Source organism: Streptomyces cyanogenus (genome assembly GCF_017526105.1).
Lineage (GTDB): Bacteria > Actinomycetota > Actinomycetes > Streptomycetales > Streptomycetaceae > Streptomyces > Streptomyces cyanogenus.
Genome location: NZ_CP071839.1, coordinates 233,789 through 253,835, shown reverse-complemented (window position 1 = coordinate 253,835; position 20,047 = coordinate 233,789). Strand labels below are relative to the sequence as shown.

The following is a 20,047-nucleotide window of genomic DNA, read 5'->3' as shown; positions in this document are numbered from 1 at the left end:
CGTTCCCGTCGTCCGAACAATGGACAGACAGAAGGACGGGGAGAATTTTGATCAGCAGAAGGTCACTCATCCGGACGGGCGCGGGAGCCGGGCTGGCGGCCGTGGCCGTCGGGTCGGGCGCCGCACCGGTACTCGCCGGTTCCCGCGACAAGTGGAGCAGACTCCGCGAGGCCCTCCAGGGCGACGTGGTGCTGCCCGCCGACGACGGCTACGCGCTCGCCAAGCAGGGCCAGTTCATCCAGTACGACTCGATCAACCCGGTGGCCATCGCCTTCTGCGAGACGCCCGCGGACATACGCACGTGTGTCCGGTTCGCCCAGACGCACGACCTCCCGCTGCGGGTGCGCAGCGGCGGCCACAATCTCAACGGCTGGTCGACCGGCGAGGGCCTGGTCATCGACGTCGGCCGGATCGGGCACGCCACCGTCACCGGTGCCACGGTCCGGGTCGGGCCCGGCGCCCAGTCCGTCGACGCCCTGGCCGCTCTGGCCCCGCTGGGCAAGCAGCTGGTCACCGGAACCTGCCCCACCGTCCGGGCCGGCGGCTTCGTCTCCGGCGGCGGTGTCGGCTTCCAGACCCGCAAGTTCGGCCTTGCCGCCGACCGGGTCGTCTCGGCCCAGGTGGTCCTCGCCGACGGCCGGATCGTGCGCTGCTCACCGACCGTCGAGCCCGACCTGTTCTGGGCGCTGCGCGGCGGCGGTGGCGGTAACTTCGGCATCGTCGCGGACTGGGAGGTCCGGCCCATCGACGCGCCGCGGCTGGTGGAGTACACCACCATGTGGTCGTGGGACGACGCCCCGTCCGTGATCGCCGCCTGGCAGGCATGGACGCTCGGCGCCTCCCGGGACCTCGGCTCCTCGCTGTTCGTCCTGCCCCCCAACGGCGGCGGCACCGGCACCGAGCCGCTCATCAAGATCTACGGTGGCTACCACGGCAGCGCCGCCGCTCTCGGCACGGCGCTGGCGGAACTCACCGAGCGGGCCGGGGTGCAGCCGGTGAGCAGCTCCACGCACGACGACGCCTTCAACGACGGCATGAAGGGCCTGTACGGATGCGGAGAGCTGACGCTCGACCAGTGCCACCGCACCGGCAGCCAGCCCGGCGCCCAGCTCTACCGCACCCCCTACAAGCAGCAGAGCTTCCAGCTCAGCGCCCGCGCCGCCAGTTCGGCCGAGATCAGCAACCTGATCGCCGCGTACGACGCACAGGCCACCGAGATCCCGTTCCGCTTCATCCAGGCGTTCGCCCTCGGCGGGGCCGCCGGCGACGTGCCCACGGCCGCCACCGCGTTCGGGCACCGCGACGCCCAGTTCCTGATCGGTTACCAGTCCTTCGACCTCGACGCGCAGCCCGGCCCCGACGTCGTGGCCCGGCACACCACCTGGACCACCCGCGCGGCCGACGCGCTGGCGCCGCTGTCCAGCGGCTCGTACATCAATTTCCCCAGCACCCGGCTGAACGCCGACTGGGGCACGTCCAACTACGGCTCCAACTACCCCCGGCTGCGGGCGGTGAAGCGCGCCTACGACCCCTGGGGCGTCTTCAAGCACCCGGGCGCCGTCGCCTGACCGACCGACAGGGCCCTGGACGGACGGCGCCTACCTGGGGCCCGTGGCATGACATGGATCAGCCGCCTGCCGCCAGGCGCGCAGCGAGGCGCTCGGCTGGGGCTTCCCAGTCGAGCGCCTCGCGGGGACGGCTGTCGGGATCGGAGGCGACGACCTCCAGCTGTCCGCCGGCCGCCTGCTGTCCTCACCGGTGATCAGGGAGCCTTCCCGTGCCCGGGGACGGCCCTGGCGGTCGGCGAGCCGCGCGCCGGCCACCATCGTGTCCCATGATCCCGGGCAGACGCGCGGTGGAGGCCGGTGCGGCCCGCGCATGGCCCGTCCGGTCCTCAGGGCGCGGCGCATCGGCTCACGGCTGAGTTCCCCGCGGCCTTGCCGGACGGTGGCCTCCTGCCCGAGCCGGTCGGCGACATCGACGCGGCCGGCTTCACCCGGGTACTGCGAAGGCTCGACCGGAGCCTGCTCGATGACCGGAGCAAGCTGCGGCGCCGCCGGGCCGGCCGGCGGCGCCGCCTTGTTCACACCGGAGGCATGCGGGCGTCTTGCGTGCCTACCGGTTCGCCGGCTTGCACCCCGGGGGACGTTGGCCGGGTGGGTACTTCTCGACGTCCAGTGGCTCTCCCTGCCGAGGTTCCTACCAGCTCACGGGAATGCGGGCGGGGGCGGACCACACCGCGTGGGGCGGCAGCCACGGCACGTCGTCGGCCGGCACCGCCAGCCGCAGCCCCGGGAAGCGGCGCAGCAGGCTCTCTATGGCCACCTGCAGCTCCAGCCGGGCCAGCTGGGCGCCCACACAGTGGTGCGGGCCGTGTCCGAAGGCAAGGTGCGGGTTGTGGGTGCGGGTGAAGTCCATGGTGTCCGGGTCCTCGAAGACCGAGGCGTCCCGGTTCGCCGACATCGTCGAAGGGAGCACGGCCTCACCGGCCTTCACCACCACTCCGCCGAGTTCCACGTCCTCGACCGCCACCCGCGGGATCCCCTCGCCCGTCGCGGGCCTGATGTAGCGCAGCATCTCCTCCACGGCCTGCGGCACGAGCGTCGGGTCCTCCTGAAGTTGCCGCAGGTGGGAGGGGCTGGAGAGCAGGGCGTAGATCTGGTTGCCGAGGTTGTTGCCGGTGACGTCGAAGCCCGCGATGAGGACGGCCGCGGCGAGGCCCACCATCTCGCTCTCGCTGAGCCGGTCATCCGAGTCGCGCGCCTCCACCAGGACGCTCAGCAGGTCGTCACCGGGCTGCTCACGGCGCTGCGCCACCAGCCCGGCGAGATAGCCCATCAGCTCCTCGTTGGCCTTCATGGCCACGTCGGGCGTGTGCTCGGCGGAGAAGATGATGCCGACCCAGGTGCCGAACCGGTCCCGGTCCGCATACGGCACACCGAGGAGTTCGGTGATCACGGTCAGGGACACCGGCACGGCGAACGAGCGCATCAGGTCGGCCTCGCCGCCGGCCCTCTCCAGCACGTCGAGCTGCTCGTCGACGACCTGCTGCACCCGCGGCCGCAGTTTCTCCACCCGGCGCATGGTGAAGGCCTGGGCCAGCATCTTGCGGAGCCTGTTGTGCTCCGGTGGGTCCATCGCCATGATCGTGTCCGGCGGCGGCAGGAACGGCACCAGACGCGGCACGTCGTCGCCCAGCGCCCGGGCCCGGCTGAACCGCGGGTCGGCCAGCACCGCCTTGACGTCCTCGTAGCGGACCGCCAGCCACCCGGGGTCACCGAAGGGTGGCTGTACCCGGGCCAGTCCGTCCCCGGTGCGCAACCGCCCGTACGTCGGGTCCACTTCGAGCCGTTCCGACTCCTGGAATGGATAGGCCAGTGGTTCCGGCCTGTTCTTCATCGGGCATTCGCTCATCTGATTCGTTCCCTCGTGATGCCTCGTTCGGACCGGTTCAGCCGTCGGGGACGAAGAATTTCACGCCTCCCCCACTGTGCGGCAATTCTGCGCCCACTGACCCATATCCGGAACCGAGATCCGCCCCCTAGCAACCCCCCTAACCCCACCCTGTACTTGCTCCCGCCTCGTTGGCGCCAGCCGATCCGGACTCTCGCTGCTATAGCGTGGCGAAGGTGCGAGAGATTCACCCTTCCGACACCGGACGCAATTGATCGAGGGGACTCCGTGAGGAAACTTCTGCTGCTCAACGGACCCAATCTCGGAATACTCGGAAAGCGCGAACCGGAGGTGTACGGCACCAGTACGCTTGCCGACATCGAGGAATCCGTCGCCAAAACGGTCGCGGACCGCGGCTGGCAGGTGACCGCCGTACAGCGCGAATCCGAGGGCGAACTCGTCCAAGCGGTCCAGGACAACTACGGGACGGTCGGTGCGATCGTGAACCCCGGCGCGCTGATGATCGCCGGCTGGAGCCTGCGCGACGCGCTGGCCAACTACCCGCGCCCCTGGATCGAGGTCCACCTGTCCAACGTCTGGGCCCGGGAGAGCTTCCGGCACGAGTCGGTGCTCGCCCCGCTCGCCAGCGGCGTCATCGTGGGCCTCGGCGCCGACGGCTATCGGCTCGCCGCACTGGCGCTGCTGGCGAAGACCGCCGGCTGACCGGCCGCCTCACCGGCCCCGCACCGCCGACGACTCCGGCACACCCACCGAGAACTCACCTGGGAGAAACCCATCATGAACGCCGACGCGCGCCCGCTTCCCGAATTCCCGGCCTGGCCCCAGTTCGACGACGCCGAGCGGAGCGGCCTCATCCGCGCCCTGGAACAGGGCCAGTGGTGGCGTATGGGAGGCAGCGAGACCGACACCTTCGACCGGGAGTTCGCCGAGTACCACGGCGCTGCCCGGTCCCTCGCCGTCACCAACGGCACGCACGCGCTGGAACTCGCGCTCCAGGTGCTGGGGGTCGGCCCGGGCACCGAGGTGATCGTCCCCGCCTTCACCTTCATCTCCTCCTCCCAGGCGGCCCAACGCCTCGGAGCGGTCGCCGTACCGGTCGACGTCACCCCCGACACCTACTGCATGGACCTCGCCGCAACCGAGGCCGCCATCACCCCCCGCACGCGGGCGATCATGCCCGTGCACATGGCCGGCCACTTCGCCGACATGGACGGACTGGCGAAGCTGTCCGAGGCCAGCGGTGTGCCCCTCGTCCAGGACGCCGCGCACGCGCACGGCGCGCAGTGGCGGGGCAAGCGCGTCGGCGAGCTGGGCTCGCTGGCCGCGTTCAGCTTCCAGAACGGCAAACTGATGACGGCCGGCGAGGGTGGCGCGGTGGTGTTCCCCGAGGGGGAGCGGTACGCCGAGATGTACGAGCAGGCGTTCCTGCGGCACAGTTGCGGCCGCCCCCGCACCGACCGGCGCTATCTGCACGGCACTTCCGGGTCGAACTTCCGGATGAACGAGTTCAGTGCCGCCGTGCTGCGCGCCCAGCTGGGCCGCCTCGCCGGCCAGATCGACACCCGGGAACAGCGGGAGCCGCTGCTGTCCGGTCTGCTCGCCGAGATCCCCGGCGTCGTCCCGCAGGTCAGGGACGAGCGGGTCACCCGCAATCCGCACTACATGATGATGTTCCGCATCCCCGGCCTCGACGAATTCAAGCGGAACGAGCTGGTGGACGCGCTGATCGAGCGTGGCCTGCCGGCCTTCGCCGCCTTCCGGGCCATCTACCGCTCGCAGGGCTTCTGGGAGAGTGCCGCCCCCGACCTGACCGTGGACGACCTGGCCGCCCGCTGCCCCAACACCGAGGCGATCTACAGCGACTGCGTGTGGCTGCACCACCGCACCCTGCTCGGCACCGAGGAGCAGATGCACCGGATCGCCGAGATCGTCGCCGACACCGTGGCCGCCGTATGACCGGCGGCCTGGAGGGCGCGGCCGCGGAACCCCTGCGGATCGCCATGGTCGGGCTCGGCTGGGCCGGCTCCTCCATCTGGCTGCCGCGGCTGCGCCGCCACCCCCGGTACACCGTCAGCGCAGTCGTCGACCCGGCACCCCAGGCGCCCGGGGTGCTCGCCGCCGAGGGCATCGACGCGCCCCTCTTCACCGACGCCGGCCGGCTCCCACCGGACCTGGCCGACCTGGCGGTGGTCGCGGTGCCCAACCACCTCCACGCCGCCGTGGCCACGGGGCTGCTGGCCAGGGGCACCCCGGTGTTCCTGGAGAAGCCGGTCTGCCTGAGCAGCGCGGAGGCACGGCAGCTGACGGCGGCAGAACGGGCGGGCGGCACCGTGCTGCTGGCCGGCAGCGCGGCCCGCTACCGCGCCGACGTCGCCGTGCTGCGTGAGGCGGTGGGCAGTCTGGGCCGGATCCGGCACGTGGACCTGGAGTGGGTCCGGGCCCGGGGCGTGCCGAACGGGAACGGCTGGTTCACCAGAGCCTCGCTCGCCGGGGGCGGCGCGCTGCTCGACCTCGGCTGGCATCTGCTGGACACCCTGACCTCGCTGCTCGGCCCGGTCCGCTTCGACCAGGCCGTGGGCACGGTCTCCGGGGACTTCGTCAACCAGGGCGCGGCGCGGGCGGACTGGCGGGCCGAGGAGCCGTCGCCGGGCGGACCCGGCAACGTGGAGGACACGGCACGCGCATTCCTCGTCACCGACGAGGGGGTGTCGGTCACCCTGCGGGCCGCCTGGGCCTCGCACCGGGCGACCGACGTCACCCGGATCCGGGTGGACGGCAGCGACGGCTCCGCGGCCCTGGAATGCACCTTCGGATTCAGCCCCAACCGGGTGGCCCGCCCGAGGGTCACCCGGACCACGGACGGCGTCACCACCGAACTTCCGGTGCCTGCCGAGGAGATAGGCGCCGAGTACGCGCGCCAGCTCGACGAGCTGCCCGGACTGCTGGCCGACTCGGCCCTGCGCGGCCGGGCGGCCGAGGACGCCGCCCGGGCCATCGGTGTCATCGAGCGGATCTACCGGTCGGCCCACAAGGCACACACGGCACCGGCCCTCGTCCCTTCACCCGAGAGGCAGCGATGAGCGACACCCTGAGCAGCACCGCCAGTTCCCCGACCGGCCGGGCCCTCGGGTACCGGGCCGTCGTTTTCGACCTGGACGGGGTGCTGGTCGACAGCTTCGAGGTCATGCGCGAGGCGTTCACCATCGCCTACGCGGAGGTCGTCGGACCCGGCGAACCGCCGTTCCGCGAGTACAACCGGCACTTGGGCCGCTACTTTCCCGACATCATGCGGATCATGGGACTGCCGCTTGAGATGGAGGAGCCCTTCGTGCGGGAGAGCTACCGGCTCGCGCACCGCGTCCAGCTCTTCCCCGGTGTGGCGCCGCTGCTGACGGAGCTGCGCGAGCGCGGCCTGAAGCTCTCGGTGGCCACCGGGAAGAGCGGCCCGCGGGCCCGCTCACTGCTGGAGCAGCTCGGCGTGCTCCCGCTGTTCGACCACGTGATCGGTTCCGACGAGGTCGCCCGGCCCAAGCCGGCCCCCGACATCGTGCGGCGGGCCCTTGACCTCATGGACAGCGGCCCCGAAGAGGCCATGATGGTCGGGGACGCGCTCACCGACCTGGCCAGCGCGCGGTCCGCGGGGGTGACCGCGGTGGCCGCGCTGTGGGGCGAGACGGCCGAGGACGAGATGCTCGCCGCCGAGCCGGACGTGGTGCTGCGGTCGCCCGCTGCCCTTCTCGGGCTCTGCCCACCGGTGCCGGCCCGCTGAACCACCACCGGAGCGACGAAGGGCCCGGAAGCCGGACCGGCTTCCGGGCCCGTGCCGTGCGGGCGCGGGTTTCACGCCCGCACGGCGGGCCGCTCAGCCCTGGGGCAGGCTCTGCCGCGGCATCGTCACCAGGGTGGCCGCCACGATCGACTCGTCGACGTCCTCGACCAGTTCGGCACCGTCCCGGCCGTCCAGCACGAAAGTGAGCCCGCGGGTCGCCTTCTTGTCCCGCCGCATCAGGCCGATCACCTCGGGGATGTCCAGCGACTCCGGCAGCCCGACGGGCAGGCCGTAGTGCTCGACGACCTCCAGGTGTTCGGCCACTCTGCGCTCGCCGATCCGGCCCAGGGCACCGGCGAGCCGCCCGGCGAACACCGTGCCGATCGCCACCCCCTCACCGTGCCGCAGCGCGTAGTCGGTGGCCCGTTCCAGCGCGTGGCCCAGCGTGTGACCGTAGTTGAGCAGGTGCCGCAGCCCGCCGTCCCGCTCGTCGGCCACCACGATCTCCGCCTTGCGCGCCACACTGGCCGCGATCTGCTCGGGCAGCGGCAGTCCGCGCAGATCGCCCGTGCCGATGAACATGCAACGGGCGATCTCGCCGTATCCGTTGGTCCACTCCCGCCGGGGCAGCGTGCTCAGGTAGTCGGTGTCGCAGTACACGGCCTTGGGCTGCCAGTAGGCGCCCACCAGGTTCTTGCCCTCCGGCAGGTTCACCGCCGTCTTGCCGCCGATGCTCGCGTCGACCTGGGCCAGCAGGGTGGTGGGCAGGTGGATCACCGGCACGCCACGGTGGTAGAGCGCGGCGGCCAGGCCCACGGTGTCCGTGGTGGTGCCGCCGCCGACGGATACGACGACGTCGTCCCGGGTGAGCCCGAAACGTGCGAAGCGGCTGCACAGTTCTCCGACGCTCGCGAGGGTCTTGTCGGGTTCTCCGTCCCTGGCCCGCAGCACCAGCGTCTCCACGCCGGTGTCCGGGTTCCACTCGTCGGGCCGGGCGGAGACCAGCACCGCACGCCGGGCTCCGAGGGCGGCGACCGCCCCGGCCAGCGCGGTGCGTGCCCCGGGACCGATGTGCACCGAGTAGGAGCGGTCGCCGAGCGGGACCTCCACGACGTGGAGCCCGTTGGCTGCCGGGGCGCCGCCTACCGGCGGTCCGGACGGCTGCACGGGCGCGGGCATGGCGTTCACGCGGTGCTTCCTCTCAAGGCTGGTGGAATGCTTCGGCGGTGCGTGGGTCAGGCGTTCTGCAGGCTGGGTGCGGCGGGCGCCCCGGTGGCGTCGAGCTCCGCCCGGACGATCCGGGCCGCCAGCGCCTCGACGGCGAGGGGCAGGCCCATCCGCGCATGGGTGCGGTGGGCGTGCCGGAAGAGCAGGTAGTTCCCCGGGGCTTGCGCGGTGAACGCGGGGTCGGCGGCGATCGCGCGGGTCCTCTCGGTGTACCGGGTCCAGGACACGGCCGGCCCCCGCCGCGGGCCGGCCGCCGCCTGCCCGGTCACCGACTCCGCCTCGATCTCCGCCTGGAGGCCCAGCGAGACCCGGTCCTCGGGTGCCAGGCCCGCACTCCACTGCTGCCAGCAGGCGAACAGGAACGCCCGGCGGTCCCGCTGCGGGACGAGACCCACGACATGCTGCAGGTGTCGTACCGCCCAGACCAGCGCCTCCTGGTCGGCGGGCCCTCCCTCCGCCGTCAGTGCGACGGCCAACTCGCTTGATACGGCGGCCAGTTCGTCGGAGAGATCGAAGCCCCGGGCACCGCGGTGGACCACCGGGCGCTCGCCGTGGCGTTCCTCCACGATCCGGACGGCGCCCTCGGCCCGCAGGGCCGTCCGGATCTCCTCCCGCCGCTCGGGTGCGGTGCGGCACCACAGTGCGAAGGCGGGGCCGGGCGAATCCTCCGCCGGATCGAAGAACCAGATGCCGTCCGCCGCCCGCAGCACGCGGACCAGCTCGGGCAGCTCCGGCATGCGGGCTCCGGACAGTCGGCAGAACAACCAGTCGTGCGGTACCACGAGTGCCCCCATAGGCTCGACATCCCGGCGCTTGCGGAGAGGCTAAGTGGTGCCGGCGGACCATCGCCATCGCGGACGGCGGCCATCGAGGACCCGAACGGATTCTGGGATGTCCTAGGGGGGACGCTAGGGGTGCCGACGCAGGCCCCGCCGCGCCACACTCGGGTCGTCCGCGGCGCCGCGGACACGTATCGGCCGTACCCAGGTGAACGGGGGTCGTCATCAGACATCTCGGAGTGGACATCGGTGGCACGAAGGTGGCGCTGAAGGTGGTCGGACCCGGCTCCGCGGTCCGAGAGGCCACGTTCCGCTGGCCACCGTTCGAAGGAACGCGCCAGGACATGACCGCACTGGCCGAGGGCGTCCACGCCGTGTGCGAAGGCTCGACGCGCGACCTCGAGGCGGTCGGCGTCTCGGTCCCGGCGACCCTGGACCGCGGGGGCAAGGTGGTCACCTGGCCCGGGCGGCCCGGGTGGACCGGCCTCGACCTCGCCGGCTCGCTGGACCTGCTGTTCCCCGGGACACCTGTCCGGTACGCCGACGACGGCGATCTGGCCGCCCTCGCCGAGGCCCACGCGGCCGGCGTGCGGCACCTCGTCCATCTCGGCGTGGGCACCGGTATCGGCGGCGGGATCGTGCTGGATGGCCGGCTCTGCCCCGGAACCGGCCGTGGCTCCTGCGAGGCCGGGCACATCATCGTGGACCGGGGCGGGCCTCGGTGCGACTGCGGCAGGTACGGCTGCCTGCAGGCCGTGGCCTCCGGACCGGCGACGTTGCGCCGGGCCGCCGCGCTGCGCGGCGGCGAGGTCCCGTTCACCGAACTGGGGGGCGCCCTCGCCCGGGGACGTTCCTGGGCCGTCGAGGCGGTGGAGGAAAGCTGTGCCGCGCTGGCCGCCGCCGCGGTGAGCCTGGCCGAGTTGGTGCGCCCCGACCGGATCACCATCGGAGGGGGGTTCGCCGCCGGCCTGCCGGACTTCGCCGAACGGGTGCGCCGGCACGCACAGCGGCTCGCCAGGCCGGGCGGGCCGCCGGTCGAGCCGGCCGCCGCGGCCCTCGGCGGCCTCTCCTCCCTCCAGGGCGCGCTGCTGCTGGCACGCGGGCCGGCCTGAGCCCGCACGCCCCCGCGGCCGGGCGTCAGACCGGCATGGCCAGCGGCGGATGTGCGGGCCGGCGGATGCGGCGGGCACGATGGCCGGACAGCCGCCCGTTGTCGGCCGAACCGTCCTCCGACGCGGAGGCCGCCAGCTCGTAGTGCACAGCGAGCAGATCCGCGCGGTGCGTGGGCAGGCTCTCCAGCCAGGCCGCGGCCCGCAGGTGTTTGGCGGCCCGAACGGCGCGGGGCAGGTGGGAGTAGGCGACCTCGAGCACCAGCTCGTGCCGGAACACGTAGGCCACCCCGTCCGGCACCGACTTGTCCCGGATCCGCCGAAGTAACTCCAGGTGTTCCAGCCGCCGCAGGGAGGCCGCCACATCGCCCGGCGCGCGCTTGTTGAGTGCTGCCACCGCATCCACCCACACCTTGTTGCCGAACACCGCGGCGTCGTACAGCACTTCCTTGTCCTCCGGCGCCAGCCGGTCCAGCCGCGCGGCGATGACCGCGTACACCGACTGCGGCAGCGGCGGATGGCCGTGCTCGGGGCCGGCCGGGACGACGGGGGCGCCCGACCGGCCGCAGTCGTGGTACATGCGGATGAACTCCCAGGCGAACAGCGGATTCCCGCCCATCTGTGAGATCAGCGCGGCACCGAAGCCGTCCGGGTCGGCACAGCGCGACCCGGGCGGCGGAGAGGGCAGCCGTTCGCGCTCCCGGTAGCGCGTGGCCAGCTCGTTGAGCAGCAGCCCGCTCTCCTCCCGGGTCAGTGGGGCAAGCGTGAGCGTGGTGGCGTTCCGCTTACCGCCGCCCCAGTGGGGCCGCTCCCGCAGCAGCTCGGGCCGGGCGGTGGCGATGACGAGGATCGGCACCGCGCCGACGTGGTCGGTGAGATAACCGACGAAGTCCAGCAGTATGTCGTCGGCCAGGTGGAGATCCTCCAGTACGGCGACCAGGGGCTGCTCGGCCGCGATCTCCTCCAGGAACTTGCACCACACGGCGAAGGACTCGGCCTTGGCCTCGGGGGAGCAGCCGGCCGGTGCAGGATCGTCCTCCTCCAGCCCGAGCAGCGGACGCAGCCTGCGCAGCATCACGGCCCGCTCGTCCGGTGACGCGGTCAGCCGGTCCACCGCGTCGGCGAGGGTGCGCTCGGTGGCCGCCGCGGAGTCGGAGTCGGTGATGCCGAGGAGACCGCGGACCATCTCCGACAGCGCGCCGAGTGGTGTCTCACAGCCGAAGGGGGACACCCGGCCGACCAGCCAGCGGGCCGACTCGGGCAACCCGGCGTCGTACTGCGCCAGTTCGTGGACGAGCCGGCTCTTGCCGATGCCGGGTTCGCCGAGCAGCGTCACCAGATGCGGCCGGCGCCGGGACCGTATGGTCCGCAACAGCCGGCACAGCGTCTCGAGTTCGGCCTCCCGGCCGATGAACGGGCTGAGACGGAAGCCGTCGGAGAGTTGCGTGCCGGGCGGGGTCGCCCGCTCGGCGACCGGCTCGTCGGCACCCGCGTACTCGAACGCGTCCCGGGTGACCCGGCTCGTGTGCTCGCAGACGCGTACGCCCCCGGCCGGCACCTCTTCCAGCAGCCGCTGGCAGGTGTCGAGCACTCCGCCGATCACATCGCTGGGACGAGTGTCCCCCGGGGCCCCGTAAGTCATCATCACCTCGCCGGTGGCCACCGCCACCCGCAGCGATACGGCGGGCGGCTGGCCGGGGCCGCGCTGCCGGAACCGGTCCTGGAGGGCCAGCGCGGCCCTGGTGGCCCGCTCGGGGTCGTTCTCCCGGGTGTGCGGCGCGCCGAACAGCACCCACCACTGGGCGCCCATCCGGCCCTGGAGGACCCCGCCGAAGCGTTCGCCCTCCTCCATGACCGCCGCGGTCATGGCCTTCAGGGCCCCGTCTATCTGCTCGGGGTCGTCGACCGAGGTCAGCAGGGCTCGCGCCGTCAGGACGCTGACCCACTTGCGCTCGGTCCGGTACGGCCCGCTGAGGAGCGCGGACGGGCTGTCGACGGCCGCAGCGGCGGGCCGGGCGGCCGGCGCCGCGGCCGGCATCGGGTACGGGACCGCCGGCTCCGGCGGGGCGGACGACTCGGGAGCCGGGGCCGGTTCCCGGACGGCCGTCGGGGAGGCGGGGTCGCTGGACCGGCGGCCGGATGCCGTGACCGCGGCGGACCGGTCGAAGACCAGCGAGGTGTCATGGTTGAGGATCTTGTGCTCCAGCTCCTGCAGATCCCGCCCCGGTTCCAGCCCGAACTCGGTGCGTAAGACCTTGCGGGTGCGCTGGTAGACCGTCAGTGCCTCGCGCTGGCGACCGCAGCGGTAGAGAGCCAGCATCAACAGGCCGCACAGCCGCTCACGGTCGGGCGCCGCCTCGACCAACGGCTCCAGGGCGCTGACGAGATCGTGATGCCGGCCCAGGCACAGCTCGGCCTCGTACAGGTCCTCCGCGACGGCCCCGCGGGCGCTCTCCAAGGCGCTCAGCTCGGGCCAGTTGATCCCGGTCTCGGCCAGGTCGCAGAGAGCGGGCCCGCGCCACAGGGCCAGCGCCTCGCGCAGGGAACGGGCGGCCGATGCCCAGGCGCCCGCGGCGAGTGCGGCCCGCCCTTCCTTGCTCAGCCGCTGGAAGATGTACAGGTCCACGGCGTCCCTGGGCACGGTGAGCAGATAGCCGGGGCTCCGCGTGAGCAGTTCCGTGTCCTGCTCCGAGCCTCCGTGCTCGGCGATGATCCGGCGGAGACTGGAGGCGGCGTTCTGCACCATCTTCCGTGAGGTGGCGGGAGCGTGCATTCCCCAGAGGGCGTCTATGACCTGGCTGGTCGGCACCACCTGGTTGGCGTTGAGAAGCAGGAGTCCGAGCGTGGCGCGCTGGTTGATACCCCCCAACGCGATCGACTGTCCGGCTATGCGAGCTTCGAGTGGTCCCAACAGGTAGAACTGCATACATCCCCCAATGTACGACTTGTCTTCTGTAGTCACCCGTTCCGCCGGAGCAGGCCGCGCGTGGCTGTTGAACCGGCAAACAGGGAATGCTCTTGTATCCGACTTGTCAATGCGTCTCCGGACCGCTGGACGCCGGCCCCCGCTCCCCGTTGATCGGACCCGTCGGCAGCGAACGAACCCGTAGTGTCGTCCACACTAGCAAGTGCCGCCCGTCATCGGTGTGAACGAGCGCGACGTCGCGGGTGGGTGTCGGATTCCCCGGCAGTTGGCCTGGCCCTGCTAACGATGGGTCCTGGCCGCGAAGGCCCCGGAGGTCGAGGGCCGGAACTGCATGGGGGGAATTGATGGAGATAATCGAGCGGACGGAACAGATCAGTTATCTGAGCGAATTGCTCGGGGGCAGTGAAGACCATAGGGGCCAGGTCGCTTTGATCGAGGGGCCGCCCGGCACCGGGAAAAGCGAATTGCTGCGCGCTTTCGCGGGACGGGCCGGGTCGGCGGTGGCGACCCTGGGAGCTGTGTGTTCACCGGCGGAGCAGGCGCTTCCGTTCGGTGTGCTGAGCCAGTTGCTGCAGGGCGCGGCACTGTCACCCGAAACGCAGTCCGAGATGTCCGGACCGCTCGCCGCCGGAATGGCGGTTTCGAGCGCCGGACCCGCACTGGAGGACACCGATCCGGACCTTGCACAGGCTTTTCACAGGATTTGCCTGGCACTGCTCCGGGCGGCCTCGCGGAAACCGCTGCTGATCAGCATCGACGACGCCCAGTACATGGACGACCGGTCCCGGCGCTGCCTGCTCTACCTCGCCCGGCGGCTGGCGGGCGCCCGCGTCCTGCTCCTGCTCACCGAGGGCGGCGCCCACCTCTCGCTCGCCCACCGTCTGTTCCGCGGTGAGCTGGAGCGGTTGCTGCCCTTCCACCGGCTGAGCCTCGCACCGCTGTCCCCCGAAGGGGTCGCCCTGATGCTGCGCCGGCACCTCGGTGAGAACACCTCCCAGCGGCTGGCCGCCGAGGCCCACCGGGTCAGCGGCGGCAACCCGCTGCTGCTCCAGGCCGTCGTGGAGGACTTCCGGCAGTCGGGCGGCGTGCGCGCACAGGGCTACGGCGCCGCGTTCGTCGACCACCTCCACCGCGGCGACCCGGTGCTGCTTCACGCGGCTCGCGGGCTCGCCGTGCTCGGCGAGTCCGCCAGGGCCGAGGAGGTGGCCGGGCTCATGCACCTGGACACCGAGAGCGTGACCGGTGCTCTGCGGTCGATGACCGCCGCCGGACTGCTCGCCGACGGCCGCTTCCGCCACTCGGCGGCCCGGCTGGCGGTGCTCGGTACGCTGCCGCCCGGCGAATGCCGGGAGCTGCACCGCGGTGCTGCCCGGATGCTGCACGAGAGGGACGCGCCCATCGACCGGATCGCCCACCACCTCGTCGCGGGGGACCGGGCCGCGGAGCCCTGGGAGGTGGACCTGCTGCTGGAAGCCGCCGCACACCTGCGGCTCGACGGCGACCTGCGGGCCGCCGTCCAGTGCCTACGACTCGCCGACGCCGCGCCCGGTCTCACCGACCGGCAGCAGCTCGCGGTCCGCGCCGAACTCACCCGCACGGAATGGCGGCTCAACCCCTCCTCCGCGGCCCGCCACCTCGGACACCTGACCAGCGCGGCCCGGACCGGCCGGCTGGAGCGGCAGGACCTGCCCACCCTCGTGCGCCTCCTGCTCTGGCACGGACGGGAATCCGAAGCCGCAGCCGTGCTGGACCGGATACGCGGGGCGGTCCGCGAGGACGACGGCGGCACCGCCCGCGAGCCGCACGACACCGACACGTGGCTGGCCGTCACCTACCCGGCTCACGTCCGGGGCAGGCAGTTGACGACGGTCTCCGCACGGCAGCGCGACAGCCTCGTGACCCCGGGCGCCGACCCCGGGCTGAGGGTGATCGCCGAGCTGGGCGACCGCCTGATCCGCGGCCGGTACAGCGAGTCGGCCACGCACGCCGAACAAGCGCTGCGCGATCTGCGGCTCAACCGGCGCACCTCCTGGTCGGAGGAGACCGCGCTGCTCGCGCTGTCCACCCTGCTCTACGCCGACCGGCCGGACGCAGTGCTCGCCTGGTGCGCCAGTTCCCCCTCCGTGGCCGCAACCGGCCAGAGCGCGGTGTGGCAGGCCGTCCTGGCCGCCGCTCACGCCGAGGCCGCGATACGGCTCGGCGATCTGCCCGAGGGCGTCGACCAGGCGCGCACCGCACTGACCCGGCTGACCCCGAAGGCATGGGGCGTGGCGGTCGGGCTTCCGCTGGGCAGCCTGGTCCTGGGCGCCACCCGCACCGGCGACTACGACACGGCGGCGAAGTACCTGGCATTACCCGTGCCCGACGCCCTCTTCCAGAGCCGCTACGGGCTGCACTACCTGCACGCCCGCGGCCACCACTACCTCGCCACCGGCCATGCCCACGCCGCACTCGCGGACTTCCTCTCCTGCGGCGAACTCATGCGTGACTGGGGCCTCGACCTGGCCGGTCTCGTGCCGTGGCGGACCAGCGCCGCCGAAGCCTGGCTGCGGCTGGACAACAAGGACCGTGCCCGGCGCACCGTTCAGGACCAGCTCGCCCGCTCGGCCACCGACAGCCCGCGCACCCGCGGTCAGTGCCTGCGGCTGCTCGCCGCAATGAGCCCGGTCGGGCAGCGGCCCCAGCTGCTCGCGGAGGCGCTCGACCTCTTCGAGGACTGCCGCGACCGCTACGAGCAGGCCTGGGTGCTCGGCGACCTCAGCCGCGCCCACCAGGCGCTGGCGCAGCGCTCGCGGGCGCGGATGGTGCTGCGTCGGGCCAGGCACCTGGCCGCACTCTGCGCGGCGGAGCCGCTCTCCCAGCGGCTCGTCTCCGTCCCCGGCGAGTCACCCACACCCGGACCTGCCCCGGAGACTCCGGATGCGGCACCGTTGCTCACCGACTCCGAGCACCGCGTGGCCTCGCTCGCGGTCATGGGCTACACCAACCGGGAGATCGCCGACCGGCTGTACGTCACCCCGAGCACCGTCGAGCAGCACCTCACCCGGGTGTTCCGCAAGCTCGGCATCAAGCGCCGCAGCGACCTGCCGGCCGACCTGACGTTCCAGCTGGCCGAGCAACGACGGGGACGCGGCGTACCGAGCGCCGTCGACCCCACAGGCGCAACCGCCTGACCACACGACGCCGCGCGGCCCCGCGCCCCCCGCCGACCCACGACCCCGGCCCCGTGCTACGGCTCCACCGCCGCCGGACGCGCCCGCGACCCCGCTGCCGCGGCCTGGCCGTCGGCCTCCGGCGCGTCTGTTGGCGCGCACCGGTTGCCCGGGGTGCTCGCTCTCAGGTTCGTGCCGTGGACCCGATCCAGCCGGACCACGGGCGCGTAGTGGCCGACTGTGGCGTTCCCGGGCGGAGACGCCCCGGAAGTGCCCGGAACCGGGCGGTTGAGCCCCGGGCTGCCACGGCCGATCTGCCGCTGTGGCTGCCGCGGTTCGCCGTCCTGACGACCCGAGCAGTGGCTCGGTGCCACGGCCGCGCTGCGGCGCGTTCGTTGTGGCGGGCGTGCCGCCGTGGGCCGGTGTGCACGCCCGCGTCGTGGGCTTCATGCGCCGGGCTCTCGTCGACGCCCCCTGCTGCGGGCCCCGGCCGAAAGGCTCGGCCCCGGCCCCCGGCGGCGCATCCGCCCTCCCGGTTGTCACCGCCGACCAGCCGGACGAGCAGCCGGGGACGGATGGATTACCCCTCCGTGGACGGGTAGTTGTCCTCTCGGCCTAGCGTCGCAGACATGACTCGGACGACCGACGTGCCCGTACGCACGCTGCCAGAGGTGCCCGGACTGACCCCCGGCATGCGCGCCCGGGTGGAGGACGCGCTGCGCCGCCCGGCCGCCCAGCAGCCGGCCTGGCCCGACCCGGGAAAGACCGCGGAGACGGCCGCCGTGCTGGCCGGCCGGCCCTCCCTCACCACGCTCGCCGAGGTGGACCGGCTGAGCGGGCGCCTGGCCGCGGTGGCGCGCGGCGAGGCCTTCCTGCTGCAGGGTGGCGACTGCGCGGAGACCTTCGCCGAAAACACCGAGGCCCACATCCGGGCCAACGTCCGCACGCTGCTGCAGATGGCCGTCGTACTGACCTACGCCGCCGGAATCCCGGTGGTCAGCGTCGGCCGGATGGCGGGCCAGTTCGCCAAGCCGCGGTCGAACTCCGTGGACGCGTTGGGTCTGCCCGTCTTCCGCGGTGACAACATCAACTCGCTCACCCCCGACCCGGCCGCCCGTGTGCCCGACCCGGCCCGGATGCTCCAGGCGTACGCCCACTCCTGCGGCACACTCAACCTGGTGCGCGCGCTGACCGGTTCCGGCATGGCCGACCTCGCACGGGTGCACGACTGGAACCAGGACTTCGTGCGGACCTCGCCGGCCGGGGCGCGCTACGAGGCGCTGGCCACCGAGATCACCCACAGCCTGCGTTTCATGGCCGCGTGCGGCGTGGACCACGGCTCCCTGCACGGCACCGAGATGTTCGTCAGTCACGAGGCGCTGCTGCTCGACTACGAGGCCGCGATGCTGCGCGTGGACGACTCCGGCCCCGAACCCCGGCTGTACGACGCGTCCGGCCACTTCCTGTGGATCGGCGAGCGAACCCGGCAACCGGACGGCGCGCACCTCGCCTTCGCGGAGCTCCTGGCCAACCCGGTCGGACTGAAGATCGGCCCGTCCACCACGCCGGAGCTGGTCACGGAGTACGTCGAACGGCTGGACCCGCAGGGCGTCCCCGGCCGGCTGACCCTGGTCAGCCGTATGGGCCATGAGCGGATCCGGGACACGCTCCCCGGCATAGTGGAGAAGGTGACGGCGTCCGGCCACCGGGTGGTCTGGCAGTGCGACCCCATGCACGGCAACACCCAGGAAGCGCCGAGCGGTTACAAGACCCGCCGGTTCGACCACATCGTCGACGAGGTGCGGGGCTTCTTCGAGGTGCACCGGGCGCTGGGCACCCACCCCGGCGGTATCCACGTAGAGCTGACCGGCGATGACGTGACCGAGTGCCTGGGCGGTGCGCAGGAGATCTCGGACGCGGAGCTGACCGGCCGCTACGAGACGGCCTGCGATCCCCGGCTGAACAGCTGGCAGTCGGTGGAACTGGCCTTCCTCGTCGCGGAGATGCTGCGCGCCTGACCGGCTCGGCGGCACGCCGGTGAGCGCGGTCCGGCCCCAGCTGCGAGCGTCTCGCCGTTCCCGGGGACGAGCTGTTGCCCTGGGTGTCCGCGGCCAGGGGACGAGTACACCGCCGCGATCCCGGGCCGGGGATGTCGTCGCCCGAGGGACTGCCGCGTGCGGCGCCGGCCGGCGGTCCCCGGAACGAGGGCACCGTAAGCGACCCTGCCCTCCGGACCGCCCCCTCATCTCCCGGAGCAGCCGCACGGCCTCCACCGCCGGTGCCGGACGGATCACCGCGCCTTGCTGAACGCCCCGCCCTGCCGATGCCTCATGCCGCTCACGGCTGTCGAGGGGGACCGGCTCCCGGGATCACCGAGCCACCCGGCCGGGCCCAGGGCGAGATGCCCGTGCCCAGCGGAGGTGCGACCGGCCGATCAGGGAACCCGGCGGGGGTGAGCAAAACTGCACTGCTGGTCATCGACATGATCAACACCTACGACCACAAGGACGCCGAACGGCTGCTTCCCTCGGCCCGGACGGTCGTGCCGGTCGTCGCGGGCCTCCTGCGACGTGCGCGAGACCGCTCGGTACCGGTGATCTATGTGAACGACAACTTCGGTGAGTGGCGATCACACCACGGTGAGTTGCTGGACCACGCCCTGAGCGGACCGTACGGCTGCCTGGTGGAGCCTCTGCGGCCCGACAGGGATTCCCTCTTCGTGCTGAAGGCCCGCCACTCCGTCTTCTTCGAAACGCCCCTGGAGTACCTCCTGAGGCAACAGGACATCGACCGGCTCGTACTCACCGGGCAGGTGACCGAACAGTGCGTGCTCTACTCGGCTCTCGACGCGCACATCCGTCACTTCGACGTGACCGTCCCCAGGGATGCCGTAGCGCACATCCATGAGGACCTCGCCCGGGCCGCGCTGCGGATGATGGAGTGGAACATGGGCGCATGCGTGTGCACGAGCCGGGACCTGTGGAGGTGACCGCATGCCGAGCCGGCGTCCGGAACGCTCCTTGCCGGGCTCGGTACGTGCCACTCCGAGGGCCGCGCCAGGCTTGACGAGATCGCCAAGCAGGCCGGACTGACGACCGGCGCTGTCTCCTCACTGTCCGGCAGCAAGGGCGGTCTGGTGGGACGGCGTCGACGAGCAGTACTTCGCCGACACCGCCTGGGCCCTGGTGTCACCGCTGCCCTCATCGATCAGGATGCCGACGTTCCTGTGTGACCTCGCCGCGCGCATGGAGCGCGAGGTGGGGAAGCGGTGGCAGTCCCAGATCCGGGCCGAGGGCCGGCAGCAGGCGGCGACCACCGGCGGCATCGTCATCGACACCCGGGCCCGGATCGGCTACACCGCGCCGATCGGCTCCACCGACGAGGACCGCCTCCGGCACCCGGCCGCGGCACTGCCGCCCCGATGCGCCGCCCGCCTCTTCGAGGCCCGGGAGCGGGGTGCCACCGAGCAGCAGCTGCGGGAGATCGCCGCCGAAGGGCTCAAGGAGGTGTACTTCCAGGACGACGGCCGCCGCGCCGGCCGGCTCGACGAGGTCCGCTTCCCCGACATCGAGCACCTCGAGTTCGACCTGCAGCAGCCGCGCCCGAGCAGCCGTGCGGCCCGGACCAGAGCTGGTCCGGGCCTCGCTCGCGTGTCCGCAGGGGTCGGATGG

Annotated in this window: 13 protein-coding genes and 1 pseudogene; 10 read left to right on the top strand and 4 right to left on the bottom strand. The window is 72.5% G+C overall.

Translation table 11 applies throughout. The features are described 5' to 3' along the window. Window positions 1–101: 101 nt before the first annotated feature. Entirely contained in the window at window positions 102–1,568 is a 1,467-nt protein-coding gene (locus S1361_RS01105) for an FAD-binding oxidoreductase (protein ID WP_208029981.1), read from the top strand. Between the two features lie 631 nt (window positions 1,569–2,199). On the opposite strand, the gene S1361_RS01100 is transcribed toward S1361_RS01105, so the two are convergent. After that, window positions 2,200–3,399, bottom strand: coding sequence for a cytochrome P450 (locus S1361_RS01100; RefSeq protein ID WP_208029980.1), 1,200 nt, complete (start codon window positions 3,397–3,399; stop codon window positions 2,200–2,202). A 282-nt stretch (window positions 3,400–3,681) separates the two neighbouring features. Here S1361_RS01100 and S1361_RS01095 point away from each other — a divergent pair, with 282 nt between their 5' ends. The 4 genes from S1361_RS01095 (at window position 3,682) to S1361_RS01080 (ending at window position 7,183) form a co-directional block, all read left to right on the top strand. Beyond that, complete coding sequence (locus S1361_RS01095; RefSeq protein ID WP_208029979.1) at window positions 3,682–4,116, top strand: type II 3-dehydroquinate dehydratase; 435 nt, start codon at window positions 3,682–3,684, stop codon at window positions 4,114–4,116. 75 nt (window positions 4,117–4,191) lie between these two features. After that, complete coding sequence (locus tag S1361_RS01090; protein ID WP_208029978.1) at window positions 4,192–5,370, top strand: DegT/DnrJ/EryC1/StrS family aminotransferase; 1,179 nt, start codon at window positions 4,192–4,194, stop codon at window positions 5,368–5,370. Further along, window positions 5,367–6,494, top strand: coding sequence for a Gfo/Idh/MocA family protein (locus tag S1361_RS01085; protein ID WP_208029977.1), 1,128 nt, complete (start codon window positions 5,367–5,369; stop codon window positions 6,492–6,494). Before S1361_RS01090 ends, S1361_RS01085 begins: the two co-directional genes overlap by 4 nt. After that, window positions 6,491–7,183: an HAD-IA family hydrolase gene (locus tag S1361_RS01080; RefSeq protein WP_208029976.1), complete on the top strand. Its 693-nt coding sequence runs from the start codon at window positions 6,491–6,493 to the stop codon at window positions 7,181–7,183. The genes S1361_RS01085 and S1361_RS01080 overlap by 4 nt, the downstream gene beginning before the upstream one ends. Before the next feature lie 93 nt (window positions 7,184–7,276). Here S1361_RS01080 and S1361_RS01075 read toward each other — a convergent pair whose 3' ends face one another. Together S1361_RS01075 and S1361_RS01070 are read right to left on the bottom strand one after the other, a co-directional pair. Beyond that, window positions 7,277–8,371 (bottom strand): 3-dehydroquinate synthase family protein, encoded by a 1,095-nt coding sequence (locus tag S1361_RS01075; RefSeq protein ID WP_243769013.1) that lies wholly within the window; start codon window positions 8,369–8,371, stop codon window positions 7,277–7,279. 47 nt (window positions 8,372–8,418) lie between these two features. Next, window positions 8,419–9,147 carry a hypothetical protein gene (locus S1361_RS01070; protein ID WP_208029975.1) on the bottom strand — a complete coding sequence of 243 codons (729 nt, stop codon included), beginning with the start codon at window positions 9,145–9,147 and terminating at the stop codon, window positions 8,419–8,421. Window positions 9,148–9,428: 281 nt separating this feature from the next. On the opposite strand from S1361_RS01070, the gene S1361_RS01065 reads away from it, so the two are divergent. Next, window positions 9,429–10,301, top strand: a complete 873-nt coding sequence (locus S1361_RS01065) for an ROK family protein (RefSeq protein WP_243769012.1) — start codon at window positions 9,429–9,431, stop codon at window positions 10,299–10,301. A gap of 25 nt (window positions 10,302–10,326) precedes the next feature. Here the strand turns inward: S1361_RS01065 and S1361_RS01060 are convergent, their stop codons facing one another. Then, window positions 10,327–13,167 carry an ATP-binding protein gene (locus S1361_RS01060; protein ID WP_208029974.1) on the bottom strand — a complete coding sequence of 947 codons (2,841 nt, stop codon included), beginning with the start codon at window positions 13,165–13,167 and terminating at the stop codon, window positions 10,327–10,329. 401 nt (window positions 13,168–13,568) lie between these two features. Between S1361_RS01060 and S1361_RS01055 the strand changes: the two genes are divergently transcribed. The 4 genes and pseudogenes from S1361_RS01055 to tpg form a co-directional block, all read left to right on the top strand. Beyond that, window positions 13,569–16,397 (top strand): helix-turn-helix transcriptional regulator, encoded by a 2,829-nt coding sequence (locus S1361_RS01055; protein ID WP_208029973.1) that lies wholly within the window; start codon window positions 13,569–13,571, stop codon window positions 16,395–16,397. Between the two features lie 671 nt (window positions 16,398–17,068). Beyond that, window positions 17,069–18,394 (top strand): class II 3-deoxy-7-phosphoheptulonate synthase, encoded by a 1,326-nt coding sequence (locus tag S1361_RS01050; protein ID WP_243769478.1) that lies wholly within the window; start codon window positions 17,069–17,071, stop codon window positions 18,392–18,394. Window positions 18,395–18,828: 434 nt separating this feature from the next. Continuing rightward, window positions 18,829–19,365, top strand: coding sequence for a cysteine hydrolase family protein (locus S1361_RS01045; RefSeq protein WP_208029971.1), 537 nt, complete (start codon window positions 18,829–18,831; stop codon window positions 19,363–19,365). Between the two features lie 241 nt (window positions 19,366–19,606). After that, window positions 19,607–19,966, top strand: a pseudogene (gene tpg / locus S1361_RS01040) (telomere-protecting terminal protein Tpg); the annotation flags it as partial. Window positions 19,967–20,047 lie beyond the last annotated feature (81 nt).

Coding starts and splice junctions, on each gene's coding strand:
- S1361_RS01080 (WP_208029976.1), top strand. CDS start 6,491: ATGAGCGACACCCTGAGCAGCACCGCCAGTTCCCCGACCGGCCGGGCC.
- S1361_RS01070 (WP_208029975.1), bottom strand. CDS start 9,147: ATGCCGGAGCTGCCCGAGCTGGTCCGCGTGCTGCGGGCGGCGGACGGC.
- S1361_RS01050 (WP_243769478.1), top strand. CDS start 17,069: ATGCGCGCCCGGGTGGAGGACGCGCTGCGCCGCCCGGCCGCCCAGCAG.
- S1361_RS01100 (WP_208029980.1), bottom strand. CDS start 3,399: ATGAAGAACAGGCCGGAACCACTGGCCTATCCATTCCAGGAGTCGGAA.
- S1361_RS01090 (WP_208029978.1), top strand. CDS start 4,192: ATGAACGCCGACGCGCGCCCGCTTCCCGAATTCCCGGCCTGGCCCCAG.
- S1361_RS01055 (WP_208029973.1), top strand. CDS start 13,569: ATGGAGATAATCGAGCGGACGGAACAGATCAGTTATCTGAGCGAATTG.
- S1361_RS01085 (WP_208029977.1), top strand. CDS start 5,367: ATGACCGGCGGCCTGGAGGGCGCGGCCGCGGAACCCCTGCGGATCGCC.